General features: G+C 55.0%; 14 protein-coding genes and 1 tRNA gene. 10 read left to right on the top strand and 5 right to left on the bottom strand.

What is annotated here, in order from left to right:
- Positions 1-55 precede the first annotated feature (55 nt).
- A complete protein-coding gene (gene gabP / locus JJD66_RS23835; RefSeq protein ID WP_034125525.1) occupies positions 56-1,447 on the bottom strand; it encodes a GABA permease in 1,392 nt (463 codons plus the stop codon).
- A 555-nt stretch (positions 1,448-2,002) separates the two neighbouring features.
- On the opposite strand from gabP, the gene JJD66_RS23830 reads away from it, so the two are divergent.
- The 5 genes from JJD66_RS23830 (at position 2,003) to JJD66_RS23810 (ending at position 6,208) form a co-directional block, all read left to right on the top strand.
- A complete protein-coding gene (locus JJD66_RS23830) occupies positions 2,003-2,776 on the top strand; it encodes an ABC transporter ATP-binding protein (RefSeq protein WP_010213906.1) in 774 nt (257 codons plus the stop codon).
- A gap of 13 nt (positions 2,777-2,789) precedes the next feature.
- Complete coding sequence (locus JJD66_RS23825; RefSeq protein WP_014716503.1) at positions 2,790-3,542, top strand: ABC transporter substrate-binding protein; 753 nt, start codon at positions 2,790-2,792, stop codon at positions 3,540-3,542.
- 74 nt (positions 3,543-3,616) lie between these two features.
- Positions 3,617-4,312, top strand: a complete 696-nt coding sequence (locus JJD66_RS23820) for an ABC transporter permease (RefSeq protein ID WP_005783890.1) — start codon at positions 3,617-3,619, stop codon at positions 4,310-4,312.
- Between the two features lie 38 nt (positions 4,313-4,350).
- Positions 4,351-5,040, top strand: a complete 690-nt coding sequence (locus JJD66_RS23815) for an ABC transporter permease (RefSeq protein ID WP_032803763.1) — start codon at positions 4,351-4,353, stop codon at positions 5,038-5,040.
- Positions 5,021-6,208, top strand: a complete 1,188-nt coding sequence (locus JJD66_RS23810) for a methyltransferase (protein WP_200649191.1) — start codon at positions 5,021-5,023, stop codon at positions 6,206-6,208. The genes JJD66_RS23815 and JJD66_RS23810 overlap by 20 nt, the downstream gene beginning before the upstream one ends.
- A 241-nt stretch (positions 6,209-6,449) precedes the next feature.
- Here the strand turns inward: JJD66_RS23810 and bcsQ are convergent, their stop codons facing one another.
- A complete protein-coding gene (gene bcsQ, locus JJD66_RS23805; protein WP_200649190.1) occupies positions 6,450-7,346 on the bottom strand; it encodes a cellulose biosynthesis protein BcsQ in 897 nt (298 codons plus the stop codon).
- 328 nt (positions 7,347-7,674) lie between these two features.
- Between bcsQ and JJD66_RS23800 the strand changes: the two genes are divergently transcribed.
- The 3 genes from JJD66_RS23800 to JJD66_RS23790 all read left to right on the top strand — a co-directional run bounded on the left by JJD66_RS23800 (position 7,675) and on the right by JJD66_RS23790 (position 9,604).
- A tRNA-Thr gene (locus JJD66_RS23800) sits at positions 7,675-7,750 on the top strand.
- A 112-nt stretch (positions 7,751-7,862) separates the two neighbouring features.
- Positions 7,863-8,666 carry a hypothetical protein gene (locus JJD66_RS23795; RefSeq protein ID WP_200649189.1) on the top strand — a complete coding sequence of 268 codons (804 nt, stop codon included), beginning with the start codon at positions 7,863-7,865 and terminating at the stop codon, positions 8,664-8,666.
- Positions 8,667-9,250: 584 nt separating this feature from the next.
- Positions 9,251-9,604, top strand: coding sequence for a hypothetical protein (locus tag JJD66_RS23790; protein WP_200649188.1), 354 nt, complete (start codon positions 9,251-9,253; stop codon positions 9,602-9,604).
- 728 nt (positions 9,605-10,332) lie between these two features.
- Here the strand turns inward: JJD66_RS23790 and JJD66_RS23785 are convergent.
- The gene (locus JJD66_RS23785; RefSeq protein ID WP_442800184.1) at positions 10,333-11,073 is read right to left on the bottom strand and encodes a P-loop ATPase, Sll1717 family; all 741 of its coding nucleotides are present in this window, start codon (positions 11,071-11,073) and stop codon (positions 10,333-10,335) included.
- Positions 11,070-11,537, bottom strand: coding sequence for a hypothetical protein (locus JJD66_RS23780; protein WP_200649186.1), 468 nt, complete (start codon positions 11,535-11,537; stop codon positions 11,070-11,072). Before JJD66_RS23780 ends, JJD66_RS23785 begins: the two co-directional genes overlap by 4 nt.
- Positions 11,538-11,694: 157 nt before the next feature.
- On the opposite strand from JJD66_RS23780, the gene JJD66_RS23775 reads away from it, so the two are divergent.
- A complete protein-coding gene (locus tag JJD66_RS23775; protein WP_234452313.1) occupies positions 11,695-12,309 on the top strand; it encodes a HEPN domain-containing protein in 615 nt (204 codons plus the stop codon).
- 96 nt (positions 12,310-12,405) lie between these two features.
- Positions 12,406-12,600, top strand: a complete 195-nt coding sequence (locus tag JJD66_RS23770; RefSeq protein WP_200649184.1) for a hypothetical protein — start codon at positions 12,406-12,408, stop codon at positions 12,598-12,600.
- 328 nt (positions 12,601-12,928) lie between these two features.
- Here JJD66_RS23770 and JJD66_RS23765 read toward each other — a convergent pair whose 3' ends face one another.
- Positions 12,929-13,396 carry a hypothetical protein gene (locus JJD66_RS23765; protein ID WP_200649183.1) on the bottom strand — a complete coding sequence of 156 codons (468 nt, stop codon included), beginning with the start codon at positions 13,394-13,396 and terminating at the stop codon, positions 12,929-12,931.
- Positions 13,397-13,752: the final 356 nt, after the last annotated feature.

Raw genomic sequence — 13,752 nt, 5'->3', positions numbered from 1 at the left:
TCGCGGGCAAGCCCGGCTCCCACATTGTTGCGCGGTGCACTACCACCGTCTCTCGTCAGTTAAGCGCCGCAGCCCCCACTCTTTGGGCCTTGCGACGGCTCGCCACCACCAACCCCGCCAATACCACCAGCAAGCTCAGAACCCCGGTGGCGATGATCTCGACCCGGTGCGCTTCCTGGAACAGCATGATGGTCAACGTACCGACGATAAACACCATCACCGCGTACGTCAGGCCTGGGAACAGCCACATCTTGAAGACGATCTTCTCGCCCGCTGCCGCACGCTTCTGGCGCATGCGCAGTTGCGACACGGCAATCACCAGGTACACCAGTAACGCGATGGCGCCGGAGCTGGCCAGCAGGAATTCGAACACCGCCGCCGGAGCGACGTAGTTGGCGAATACCGCCAGGAACGCGGCGCCTGTAGACAGCAACACCGCCCAGTAAGGCGTGCCGCTCTTGTTGGTGCGCTTGGCCACGGCCGGTGCGTCACCGCGACGGCCCAGGGAGAACAGCATGCGCGACGCGGTGTACAGCGCCGAGTTGAGGCAGCTGGTCACGGCAACCAGCACCACCAGGTCGACAATCAGCTTGGCGTTCGGGATACCCATGCGCTCCAGCACGGTCTGGTAGGAACCTACGGCAGCCAGGGTCGGATCGTTCCAAGGCACCAGGGACACCACGATGAAGATCGACAACAGGTAGAACAAACCAATCCGCCAGATCACCGAGTTGGTGGCCTTGGTGATTTGCTGGCCCGGGTTCTTCGATTCGGCTGCAGCGATGGTGACAATCTCGGTGCCCATGAACGAGAACATGGTGGTCAGGATCGCCGCCAATACGGCGCCCATGCCGTTGGGCATGAACCCTTGGGTATCGAACAGGTGCGAAACACCGCTGACCTGGCTGGTGGGCAAGAAGCCGAAGATCGCGGCCAGGCCGAGGATCACAAAGCCCACGATCGCCACGACCTTGATCAGCGCAAACCAGAACTCGAACTCGCCGTAGTTCTTCACGCTGAACAAGTTGGTTGCGGTGAGCAGCAAGGTAATGACCAGGGTGAACACCCAGATCGCCACGTCGGGGAACCAGGCGTGCAGGATGGTCGCCGCCGCGTTGGCTTCCAGCGGAATCACCAGCACCCAGAACCACCAGTAGAGCCAGCCAATGGTGAAACCGGCCCAGTGGCCGATTGCCCGGTCGGCATAGGTAGAGAACGAACCGGTATCCGGTGACGCAACGGCCATCTCGGCCAGCATGCGCATCACCAGGACCACCAGCGTACCGGCGGCTGCATAGGCCAACAGCACAGCCGGGCCGGCAGCAGCGATCGCATGGCCGGAGCCGACAAACAAACCGGCGCCGATGACACCGGCAATCGACAGCATGGTGACGTGACGCGGTTTGAGCCCCTGTTCGAGGTCATTGGAGCTTTGCGTACTACTCATTGACACACCTTTGCGAGGAATTGCGAAAACGGTTCGCCCGGCTTGCAGCCTTTCTCGTGAAAAGAATCCAACAGGGCGTTCTTTATTTTTTACGCAAGATTTGCGCCAAAATATTTCAGAACCACAGTTGGCGTGGGCTGTAGGACAATTCACTACTCATCGCAAGTCATTGAGAACAATGGCATTCCGCTATAGCGTTACCGTGCGACTCACATTCGTGGCATTGCGACGCACCAAAAACACACACAAAAAGTACGTGACGCCCCATAACCGGGCTGATATGGACCGTTTGCCCGGTTAACCCTTCCAACACCCGGCCAAAGCTGGCACCATCGCGCCCTTTTTTACGCGAAGCCTGTGGATCTTTCCGGGTCAAACGTCTGTAGGTTGTTGATGGCGCGACACACTGCTGCGCCGATGCGACACCCTGCCGCAGACCACCGGTTAACCGTCCGCAGCGCTGTTGGCTGTCATCCAAACGCTATGCTAGCTTGGCGCCTCGCCAGGAAGGCGGCCCAACAGCGAAGATCGCAACGAACACAATGAGGACCGCACATGGCCGAGGCCACGCCCGCGCTTGAAATCCGCAACTTGCATAAACGCTATGGTGAGCTTGAGGTACTCAAAGGTATCTCGCTGACCGCTCGCGACGGCGATGTGATCTCGATCCTGGGTTCCTCCGGTTCCGGCAAGTCCACCTTCCTGCGCTGCATCAACCTGCTGGAAAACCCGCACCAGGGCCAGATCCTGGTAGCCGGCGAAGAACTCAAGCTAAAGGCCGCGAAAAACGGCGAACTGATGGCCGCCGACGGCAAGCAGATCAACCGCCTGCGCAGCGAAATCGGGTTTGTGTTTCAAAACTTTAACCTGTGGCCGCACATGAGCATCCTCGACAACATCATCGAGGCTCCTCGGCGCGTGCTCGGCCAGAGCAAGGCCGAAGCGATAGAAGTGGCCGAGGCCCTGCTGGCCAAGGTTGGTATCGCCGACAAGCGCCACGCCTACCCTGCGCAACTCTCTGGCGGCCAACAACAACGCGCGGCGATTGCGCGTACCCTGGCGATGCAGCCTAAAGTCATTCTGTTCGACGAACCGACGTCGGCGCTTGACCCGGAAATGGTCCAGGAAGTACTTAATGTGATCCGCGCGCTGGCCGAAGAAGGCCGCACCATGCTGCTGGTCACCCACGAAATGGGCTTCGCCCGCCAGGTATCCAGCGAAGTGGTGTTTTTGCACCAGGGCCTGGTCGAAGAGCAAGGATCGCCACAGCAGGTATTTGAAAACCCGCTTTCGGCGCGCTGCAAACAATTCATGTCCAGCAACCGCTAACGGAGCAACATGCATGCAGACCTATAAGAAATTCCTTCTGGCCGCGGCCGTCTCGATGGCGTTCAGCGCCACGGCCATGGCAGAAACCTTGAAGATGGGGATCGAAGCGGCCTACCCGCCGTTCAACAATAAAGACGCCAGCGGCAACGTTGTCGGCTTCGACAAGGACATCGGCGACGCCCTGTGCGCCAAGATGAAAGTCGAGAAGTGCGAAGTGTATGTGTCCGACTGGGACGGCATCATCCCGGCCCTGAACGCCAAGAAGTTCGACTTCCTGGTGTCCTCGCTGTCGATCACCGACGAGCGCAAGCAGGCGGTTGACTTCACCGACCCGTACTACTCCAACAAGCTGCAGTTCATTGCGCCCAAAGCCACTGCGGACTTCAAGACCGACGCCACTTACCTCAAAGGCAAGGTGATCGGTGCACAGCGCGCAACGCTGGCCGGTACCTACCTGGAAGACAAGCTGCCGGACACCGAAGCCAAGCTCTACGACACTCAGGAAAACGCCTACCTCGACCTGACCTCCGGTCGCCTCGACGGCATCCTGGCTGACAAGTACGTGCAGTACGAATGGCTCAAGAGCAAAGACGGTTCGGCCTATGAATTCAAAGGCGACCCGGTGGTAGAAAGCGACAAGATCGGTATCGCCGTACGCAAAGGCGACCCGCTGCGCGAGCGCCTGAACAAAGCCCTGGCAGAGATCAAGGCAGACGGCACCTACAAGAAGATCAACGACAAGTACTTCCCGTTCAGCATCGAGTGATCTGAACGGCCTGCCCGGCGCGCTCCTGCGAGCGCGCTGGCTTTTAGCAATGCCTGCCGCGATATGAAAACACCATGAATTTCGATCTCTACGGATTCGGCCCGGCCCTTGCCGCCGGCGCGCTGATGACCGTCAAACTGGCGCTCACGGCCCTGTGCCTGGGGCTGGTGCTCGGCCTTGCCGGCGCCTTGGCCAAGACCTCCCCGTACAAGCCACTGCAATGGCTGGGCGGTGCGTATTCGACCATCGTTCGCGGTATTCCCGAATTACTGTGGGTGCTGCTGATTTACTTCGGCACCGTCAACCTGATGCGTGCGCTCGGTGAGTTCTTCGGCAACCCCGACCTGTCGCTGAGTGCCTTCGCCGCCGGCGTCATCGCCCTGGGCCTGTGCTTCGGCGCCTACGCAACGGAAGTGTTCCGCGGCGCGATCCTCGCAATTCCCAAGGGCCACCGCGAAGCCGGTGTGGCGTTGGGGCTGTCGAAGTTTCGGATTTTCACCCGGCTGATCATGCCGCAGATGTGGCGCATCGCCCTGCCGGGCCTGGGCAACCTGTTCATGATCCTGATGAAAGACACCGCGCTGGTGTCGGTGATCGGCCTGGAAGAAATCATGCGCCACGCGCAGATCGGCGTGACCGTGACCAAGCAACCCTTCACCTTCTTCATGGTCGCCGCCTTCATGTACCTGGGCCTGACCGTACTGGCGATGACCAGCATGCACTTCCTGGAAAAACGCGCCGCCCGCGGCTTTGCAAGGAGCACCCAATGAGCGGCGACTACAGCTGGCTATCGCACTTTGACCTGGGCCTGAACTGGGCCGTGATCATCAAGTGGCTGCCGAAGTTGGCCCAGGGCGCAACCCTGACCCTGGAGCTGGTGGCAATCGCCGTGATCGCCGGCCTGCTGCTGGCGATCCCTCTGGGCATCGCCCGCTCTTCGCGCCGCTGGTACGTGAGCGCCCTGCCCTACGGCTACATTTTCTTCTTCCGTGGCACGCCGCTGCTGGTGCAGTTGTTCCTGGTGTATTACGGCCTGGCGCAGTTCGACGCCGTGCGCAACAGCTTCATGTGGCCGTACCTGCGAGACCCGTTCTGGTGCGCCACCGCCACCATGACCCTGCACACCGCCGCCTACATTGCCGAGATCCTGCGCGGTGCGATCCAGGCCATCCCGCCGGGCGAAATCGAAGCGGCGCGGGCCCTGGGCATGTCCAAGCCCAAGACGCTGTTCTACATCATCCTGCCACGCGCCTCGCGCATCGGCCTGCCGGCCTACAGCAACGAAGTGATCCTGATGCTCAAGGCCAGCGCCTTGGCCAGTACCGTGACCCTGCTGGAACTGACCGGCATGGCGCGCACCATCATTGCCCGCACTTACCTGCCGGTGGAGATTTTCTTCGCCGCTGGGTTGTTCTACCTGCTGATGGCCTACGTGCTGGTGCGCGGCTTCAAACTGCTGGAAAAATGGCTGCGCGTCGATGCATGCCAAGGACGTTGAGGCACGCTTCCACGCACTGGATGCATTCCTGACCGAACACCAAGGGCTGTGGCGACCACGGCCCTTTACCCAGTTGCAGTTGCCTTGGGAAACCGAGCATCCAGCGTTATCCCAGTGGCTGCGCAAGCGTTCGCTGGCCGAAGCTGAAGCCAGTCACAACCAACCCCACGACCTGCCCGCGCCCGCACCTTTTCCACAGCTGGCCGCTCACGCGCTGCGCCTCGGTACTGTGGATAAGTTACCCACGCACACCCTTGAGCCCGCTCGCCATCGTTTGAATGTCGACGTGCCAGGGCGCAAATGGCAACAGATCGAAGCCTTCGGCGCCGCGCTGACCTTTACCCAAACGCCTGCCCACTGGCTGGACTGGTGCGCCGGCAAAGGCCACCTAGGCCGCCGCCTGCTGCAACCCGGCCAACGGTTGACTTGCCTGGAATATGACCCCGCCCTGATCGCCTCCGGCCAAGCCTTGAGTGATCGCCACGACCTGCCCGCAACCCATCATCTGCAAGACGTGATGGCGGATGTCGCGATCCAGCCAGAACACACGCCGGTCGCCCTGCATGCCTGCGGCGACCTGCATGTGCGCCTGCTGCAACTGGCCAGCGCCGCCGGCTGCAAACAACTGGCCCTGGCGCCCTGCTGCTACAACCGCATCACCGCCGACCGTTATCAAGCCCTCTCCGCCGCCGGGCGCGCCTCCCTGCTGCAACTGTCGATTGATGACCTGGGCCTGCCCCTGAGCGAAACCGTCACCGCCGGCAACCGTGTACGCCAACAACGGGACACCTCCATGGCCCGCCGCCTGGGCTTTGACCAACTGCAACGGCAACTGCGTGGCTGCGACGACTACCTGCCAACACCTTCCCTGCCCGCCAGTTGGCTGGATAAACCCTTTGCCGACTATTGCCAGGAACTGGCAAGCCTCAAGGGCTTATCCACAGGCGAGCAGAACTGGCCGGCCCTGGAAGCCCACGGCTGGCAACGCCTGGCCGAGGTGCGCAACCTTGAGCTAGTGAGAGGCTTGTTTCGACGCCCATTGGAACTGTGGTTGGTATTGGACCGGGCACTGTTCATGGTGGGACAGGGCTACAACGTCGAGGTCGGCAGCTTCTGCGAACCATCGTTGACCCCTCGCAACCTGATGGTGCTGGCCGAGCGCGAATAAAGGGCAAAAAATCCTACAAGCGCCCTGTGGATAACTCTGTTGATGAATACTTTGCAGAGGCCCTAGATATCGGCACTTCACACCCAAAGCCGGCCTGGTCATTTTTTGTTCACAAAATAAAGTGCACACAAAACAGGCAGTTGCAGCGTGTTGAGAACTGCTGCACAAAATGGCTGTTTCGTGACAGCTGTTACCAACCGATTGTGCATAAGCATCTGGCGCCACGCGCATAACGGGCGCTTTATGCGGTCTGTTTTGGCGCCTTCAGCCACAGGCAAACCTCGTTGATATCATCACTGGCCAGCCGTTTCGCCACGTTATCCAGCGGGTCGGATGAGTAGGCCAACGCCTCATTAATGGCCATATCGCGATGAACTTCCAACGGGTCTTTGCCCAAGCGATGCTTGAACGCCTCGACCATGTCCAGGCTGAAGGGGTTACTCTCATCCACCTGGTTAATCACCACCTGCACAACCGGCGGGCGCTCGCCATCAAGGTGCGGAGCGAGCAGCAGGTCCAAATGATCCAGGGTCCCAAGGCAAGCAGCGTCCGCCTGCACGATGACCAGCACCACGTCGGCAACGCTCAACGCTTGATGGAAATAGACGTTATTACCCGCAGGCGTATCGATGATCACCGTGTGCCGCTCGCTGAGCCCCAGGCACCCAAGACGCTGCGCCAGCCAACCGGGCTCCTGCTTGAGCCAGCGCTCGAGGCTTTCCTGCTGTTGGATATCGATATCGCCGAAGGTCATCACCTGGCAACCGGCAAAGCCCAACTGCTGCAAGAGCGCCCATTGCCCATGCTCCAGACTGGTGCGGCCGATTCCGGGCAAGGTGGAACTGACCCCAAAGTGATGATGCAAGGCATTCTGCGGGTCCAGGTCCAGCGCCACCACCGACTCGCCCAGGCGCTGCAACCCACTGCTCAAGGCCGTGACCAGCGTGCTGCGGCCCACACCGCCATTGATAGACACCAACGCCACTATTTTAGGGCGCAGCTCCGGGGCATTGATGGGCTGTTGGTGGATACTTTCGTCAGGAACACTGCCGAAAAAGTGCATTCTTGCATTGATGCCGTCGGCATCATGGGTAACGTCTTTGCCAAACAACGCCAGAATTTCTTTGCTTAGGCTCATAGCCTGCTCCTCACGACGCAGCTTAAAGACGTGAAGGTCAGCAAGTGCGGGCACTTGCCGCAGGTCTTTTTATAGGCGCCCTTATTGTGGGCATTCTGTGACAAAGGGTTTGAAGTGTCATTATTTTGCTGTTTTTATGCTCGGTTTTTTAGATGGACGGTAGACAGTCAATTTAATGGCTTTTCAGCGTGTGTTTTTCCACAGGCTTGCAACCTGTGAAAACGTGCCCAAGACAGCCTAATCGCAAGAAACCTCCGACTTTGCAAAAATAGTCAGAATTCAGGGGTTTACAGAACCTTTCCAATCGCTATAATCGTCGCCCTAACACGCCGGTATAGCTCAGTTGGTAGAGCAACTGACTTGTAATCAGTAGGTCCCGGGTTCGACTCCTGGTGCCGGCACCATTTAAAAACAAAGGCTTGCAGCGATGCAGGCCTTTGTTTTTTGTGCAATACGTAACAAGGCACGTAACAAGCAACCAGTTTTCGCTTCCTCATCATCTGTAGGGATACGGTTATGTCGTGGATCGACTATGCGCAGGGCCTCCTGGAAAAAAGCTGGCTTGGCACGTTGCTTGGGATTACAGGCATCGTAATCGCGGTCCTTACTTACCTATGGACTCGCAGACGAACCAGCTTGGCCTATGTCTACCTGGGAGAGCATCTTCTGGGGAGCGCCTCAGACGCGCTACCACCAGAGATAGTCGTTCAATACAACGGCATCAGTATTCCTCGTCTAACCAAATCCATTCTAATTCTCTGGAACAGTGGCGAGAACACCATTAATGGTGAAGATATCGTTGCTAAGGATCCGCTCCGCTTCCATGTTAGAGGCGACGGAAGGATCCTGTCCGCCGTAATACTGAAATCGACTCGGGCGGTAAACGACTTCTCAATTCCAAAGCCGCCAGACGGAGACGTTAGTGAGATGGAGTTCACCTTCAACTTCCTCGATAAAAACGATGGCGTTGTGGTGGAGGTTCTGCATACCAGCACTGATCGAAAACCCAGCATAAAAGGCACCTTGAAAGGTCTCCCACAGGGTTTTCGAAACCTTGGTCAATTCACGCGGCCCAAACCCCAGAAGAAAACGTCAGGCAAATTGCGCTCGATCATCTGGATTCTGTCTCCGCCAGTTATGGCTGCGGGAGGTTTCCTCGCCGCTGTCTACGGACCACGACCAGCATTTTTCCTTACCAATCCAGACAGCGGGCTTTTCTTCTACTCGTTTCTGGGCGCATTCGTGGGTATGTGGCTCAACAACAGGTTTTGGACAAGGCGTAAGTACCCCAAGAGTCTCCACACCGAAGCTCTCGAGTAAGCCTTATGGGCACTCCCCTGCACCTGGTGCTAAATCTGCTCCAGCGCACGGATCAAGCTGATATGAAAGTATTACTCAAATGCTGGCAGCAGGCTTCGAACAACGGGTGTGGGATAACCAGTAGCCCGCAAATCCAGCGCCACGGTAATGTCTGAACACGTCATGCTTCACCCTCTCTACATACGGGAAAATTTTTTCGGCGCACCCATCAAAAGTGCGTAAGAAGTGTAAGTGAGATTTCTTATCTATCTCTATCCCTTATATTTCAATGAGCTTAGAGCAATTTCTAAACCGTAAGTAGACTGTCAGATCAGTATCGGCGCCGCACAGTTCCTGATTGTAAGTGATGGCGTCCGCAACCTACTGTTTTTAAAGGTTTTTTTGATCCGCTTTACTGAATTACACTTTTTGACGACGTGACTGTAAGTGACGCCCCCCAATGAATCCGGGGCTTTTCAGGCGTTTCTCGACCCGCTTACGCCACTTACGTGTCAGGAGGGGTGTACCTGGAAAAGTTTTCAGCAGCCGTTCAGGCACGCCCCACCAGACTGCTCTCGCCTCGTGACCTTAATCCGGAGAACATCATGACAAAGCCCAGCTCCGTCGCTCCCATTCCAAAAATTGAAGTCATCAAGAAAGGCGCCCTGTGGGAGGTCCATTGGGACTACCAGAAAGGACCGGCCAGCCTGATTCTGTTCAACCGTGCTGACTACCTGCGAGGCTATATAGATGGTGCGCTGGACATCCTCGGGATTGATCCCGATTGCGTGTGCTGCGCCAGCGGCGTGACCGGCACGGTAAAACGACTGACTCAACATCAGGCCGACACACTTTATGGCTCATTGAACCAGTTGCTGGTTTTGGTAGAAGCGGAATTCGCCCGCCTGGAACGCCTCGGCGCCCTTCCTTATGTACGCGGCGCCGCTGCAAAAGTTTGAAACCCCTCTCCCCCATGTAATCCGCCTACCAGGCCCGGCCGGCGGGCAACTCCCTACATATCCTGAGACACGCCCTGTACCTGCAATGACGTGCACTTTCGACCGGTTGCGATTCTGAAAACCGCCTGGATTGAATGTTTTAAAATTTTCGCCCCAATGAAACCGCGGCCTCCAGCCCTGACCCGTTCGTAGTCGTCTGCTGCACCGCTGTGCAACCGCACTGCACTTTTCTTCGAAACGTTGCAATCTGTGAAACTGCCGATCGCCCGCAGAGCTCCCCGGCCCGCCTGGGCTGCAGGTTCATTTGCACTACATCCGGGTTTACACAAAAAAAGGACGCAAACCCCGTCGGCGGGAGGGGGATAAGTGCTTTTTCAGACGGTTTTTTCTTTCTCTGAGGATTTTGGTATTTGTATCCTGTCGTCGCTTCCAAAAATCGAAATCATCAAGGTCGATGAGCCAGTGCCATCAAGTAGATGATTTTTTGGAAAGCTTCCTCCCTCAGTGACGAGCGCAAAACATCGGCAATTTATGAATTATCCAAAGGTCTACTGATGGATGCATCTATAGCCGAAATGGCGTTGACGGGAGCAATACTGGGCGGCACTAGCTAATGCATAGCCTTGTAAGTTTCGAGAAGAGTTAACAAGCGCCTCAAATTGAGAAAATAGAAAAGCCCTCTAATCTTGTAGATTAGAAGACTTTTCCTACATGCGCGATAATTAAAATTAAATTTCCGACTCGCCGTTATTCGACACTGTCGCCCTTTCGGAACTACCTTCAAGTAGCCCTAGCCGTTTAATTAATCCAGGATGAACCTTGATGGTTTCAGTGTCGACAAAAGCTTGGGTTGGGTAGAAGCAACGGTATCTCCACTGATAAGAATTACCCACCGTAACGCCAATGATAGAGTTCTCAAACAAGAATCTTACAATGTTTCTAAAGCCGGCGCGATCAGAAACGATATGCTTGCTTGATAGTGCCTCTTCAAGTTCCACAGTTGTAATCGCTGCATACCGTAGTTTTTCCAACGTCCCCAAATAGTCATGAAAGTGGATATTTTGGTTTCGCCACTCGTCGCTAAGCTCCTCATATAGGTACTCACTATATCCAGGCTCTGCAAGATATATTGCCTTCGCTTGAATCTTATCAGTATCGCCATCTACAAGATTTTCCTCTCTTGCAGTGCGAAACGAGCGGCTGAGAAATGCGACCATATCTCGAGGTCGCCCCATCGTACGGTTATATATGTGCTTAACCGGTGGGGTTCTGCTTCGCATTTCCTTCTCATGAAAAATATCATGCAAGGAAGAAATTTCCTGCTCCCCTGCTGCTTTCGCATAAAAATTAATACGGGCTAGTACCAATTTCTCAATCGCCTCCTGCGTCCAACGGAGGCTTTTGCTGCAATCCTCTCTGAGCTTGTTTCTGTCATTAATGTCAAAGGTCGAAAAAATGTCCTCTCTCAAAAAAACAAGTGGGCGAATTCGACCATTGAAGTTCTGTAAACATGCTCAGATGCGTGTAGCAGACCTGAGATAATAAATTTTGACTGTTCAACGAAGTTTGCAACCCATGCCTCATCAAGTCGATCGAAAATCAAGAAGATTCTCACGTCGTCAAGCAAAAACTTCAAAGACCTTTCAAGCCAATTGGTCAGATTTTCAATATTCTGGTTCAGTTTGCCCTTTAGAGATATATCGTCTTTTAACTGTTCAAAACTTACCTCGCCACCAGAAACAGTTAACCCCTCATCTCCTGCCCCAAATTCAGGAAGTTTTGCGTTAGCAAGGGTGAATAGTTTCTCGCCTAACAAATCGACCCATGTTGGAATCGGTCCATTGAACAACTTTTGAAGAACCTTCGAAGACTTCTGGATTTCCTTCGGAACGGGAATCCCCTTTTTCTCGAAATGCTCGATTGCAGCTCGCACACTCTCGACGCACAATACAAAGCGCCACGGAAATAGGAGGTCAGACCACGTTTTCAATTACATAACGAAAATCGTGGTCTGACCCCGTTTTTCCATGCCCTCGGTAACTCACGAACTAGCCGTAGCGTGCGATGGGGAAATATTCGATCAATCGAATATGAACCTCGGTTGGTGGATCATTTCAGCGCTTCGCACGCGCTCTCAAGTTGACATATTGGTGCCCGCTGCGGCGAACGTATTATGGGATGTAATCCCGGCAGTGGAAGCCGAAGCTTGCAAGATCCAGCTACTTGAAGACGTGCCGGCAGCGCGCAGGTTAGATGTTCAGACAGCCGTATCAGTCGATGCTTTGGACTGGGTAAATTCTCGATTAAAAAGCTGGATCAATTTGCTGGAGCGACCCGCTTTCCGGCTGGCCGTAGATGCCATTACCACGCATCACCATCATGCCAATTTAAGGATGTCAGCCGCAGCTCTCTGGTCTGGCTTTGAGGCCCTACCCGGAATTAATTCTGAGCTTCGTTTTCGCCTTGCGTTGTTGGCAGCAGCCTATCTGGAGGATCGAGGGCCAGTTAGAGTGAGCCTCTACCACCGTATCAAAAAGCTCTATGATTACCGCTCAAAAGCCGTGCATGGTGGGGCAACCACGGATGAGATGCTTGTCGACCATATAATTGAGGTTCGTTGCCTCCTGTCGCGTTTGCTTTGTCGAATGACCGAGCAGTGTTGCCAACCGTCGGAAGACGAATTGGAGGTTTTGTTGTTGGGCTGAGCGTTAGGGGCATTGGGTAAAAGCGTCTGATCAGCGGAATGGAAACCTCGCCCGGCCGACTACACTGGTTGGCTCAATCCTCAAGGAGCTAGACCGATGCAGATGCACGAAGTGGACGAGGTGAAGGAGGTAATCGGCGTGGGCGAAGTCAATCAGGCGCTGGCCCACGGTTGGCGACTCGTTACGGTGGTGCCGCGCGGCGCAACGGTTGCGTACGTCCTGGGCCGCGAGGTGGCGTCCGATGAGGCGCAAGGCAAATACGTCCGCGGCCGCTGGGTGCCGAAAGAGTAGTCTTCGCGTTACCAATAACGGTGGTTATGGTAAATCCAGCTAGAACCCGAGCCGCCAATCACTAGATAGTCCCCACTGCGGCTTGCCAAACCGCAGCGCCGGAGGCTATGTGAGCGACTACGTGAAGGGTGCGATGTGTCTCTGTAGTAAATCCGCCTATGTAGCAAAAACGTCTCAGGCCGCAGAGCACGCTCGATAGGCTTTGCGGATCGGTCGGGTGTGCCAGCGGCGTGGCTGCATCTGGAACCGCTGCTCCCGTGTAACGGGAGATTGGGCTTTAGCACGTTCCAGCGAGCGATTTGAACCACTTTTATAAGTCGTTTCACGACTATGTTTTAACGCTTGAGGCTCCAGCCATGAAAATTACATCACCAAGCATTTTGCTTGTTATAAGTAGCGAGTAAAGGAGTAGATAGCTAGATACTATAAATATTGCACTAAGGTCTAAGCCGTCAAAGTTCTTATAATATATTTCTCCTTGAGTTCTCTGGAAATAAACACCAGATAATAGTGTCAATGATGTTGTGGCTGCCAGTGAATATGTGGCTGCCGAGAAAATTGATTCCGAAAAATTAGAGAACGCCAATGTATCTTTGCCATTTACAAATATGCTTTTTGCAAAAACGGCAATGCATATGTAAATTGTGATTATGTATACAAGAGCTCCGGTTTTCAGCTTGTCAGTTATAAAGATATTCAGTTCACTACCATACGCACTTGTAAGGGAAGCACCTATTGCTAATATGGCGATAAGAGCGATCCCCTTTAAGTTTATTTTCCTTAATGCCTCCTTCATACTTCACTTCCATTAAATTCGTCTGCTTCTTTTTTTTCCTTCTGGGCTTGTGTTGAAGCTATAACTGTTCCGATCAGCCCTCCAATTAAAACGCCTGCACCGCCACCTAATGCTCCTAAGGCACCGCCCAGTATCCCGCCAGCAATTGTCGTGCTGGGGTTAGTTTCTGCTTGTATTTCAGAAACACTATACTTATAGCCATCTATAATAATTATCGCTGACTTTAATTTCGGCGGCCGCGAAAACTGAGTGCAACACCTGACCTTTCCGGTACGGTGCTGCCCCTATGTCCTATTCCGAACTCAGCGTCGAAGAGCGCGCCATCATTCAACTCAGTCAAGCTCAAGGCTTCAGCC

The sequence above is a fragment of the Pseudomonas sp. MF6751 genome (genome assembly GCF_016613265.1).
GTDB classification, from domain to species: Bacteria; Pseudomonadota; Gammaproteobacteria; order Pseudomonadales; family Pseudomonadaceae; genus Aquipseudomonas; species Aquipseudomonas fluorescens_BV.
Note: the sequence above shows the minus strand (reverse complement) of the source record. Positions and strands in the feature narration are given on the sequence as shown.

Bases quoted from the DNA above. Each gene is read 5' to 3' on its own strand.
- bcsQ (WP_200649190.1), bottom strand. From the start codon at position 7,346: ATGAGCCTAAGCAAAGAAATTCTGGCGTTGTTTGGCAAAGACGTTACC.
- JJD66_RS23825 (WP_014716503.1), top strand. From the start codon at position 2,790: ATGCAGACCTATAAGAAATTCCTTCTGGCCGCGGCCGTCTCGATGGCG.
- gabP (WP_034125525.1), bottom strand. From the start codon at position 1,447: ATGAGTAGTACGCAAAGCTCCAATGACCTCGAACAGGGGCTCAAACCG.
- JJD66_RS23820 (WP_005783890.1), top strand. From the start codon at position 3,617: ATGAATTTCGATCTCTACGGATTCGGCCCGGCCCTTGCCGCCGGCGCG.
- JJD66_RS23765 (WP_200649183.1), bottom strand. From the start codon at position 13,396: ATGAAGGAGGCATTAAGGAAAATAAACTTAAAGGGGATCGCTCTTATC.
- JJD66_RS23830 (WP_010213906.1), top strand. From the start codon at position 2,003: ATGGCCGAGGCCACGCCCGCGCTTGAAATCCGCAACTTGCATAAACGC.
- JJD66_RS23775 (WP_234452313.1), top strand. From the start codon at position 11,695: ATGAACCTCGGTTGGTGGATCATTTCAGCGCTTCGCACGCGCTCTCAA.
- JJD66_RS23795 (WP_200649189.1), top strand. From the start codon at position 7,863: ATGTCGTGGATCGACTATGCGCAGGGCCTCCTGGAAAAAAGCTGGCTT.
- JJD66_RS23770 (WP_200649184.1), top strand. From the start codon at position 12,406: ATGCAGATGCACGAAGTGGACGAGGTGAAGGAGGTAATCGGCGTGGGC.
- JJD66_RS23810 (WP_200649191.1), top strand. From the start codon at position 5,021: ATGCATGCCAAGGACGTTGAGGCACGCTTCCACGCACTGGATGCATTC.
- JJD66_RS23790 (WP_200649188.1), top strand. From the start codon at position 9,251: ATGACAAAGCCCAGCTCCGTCGCTCCCATTCCAAAAATTGAAGTCATC.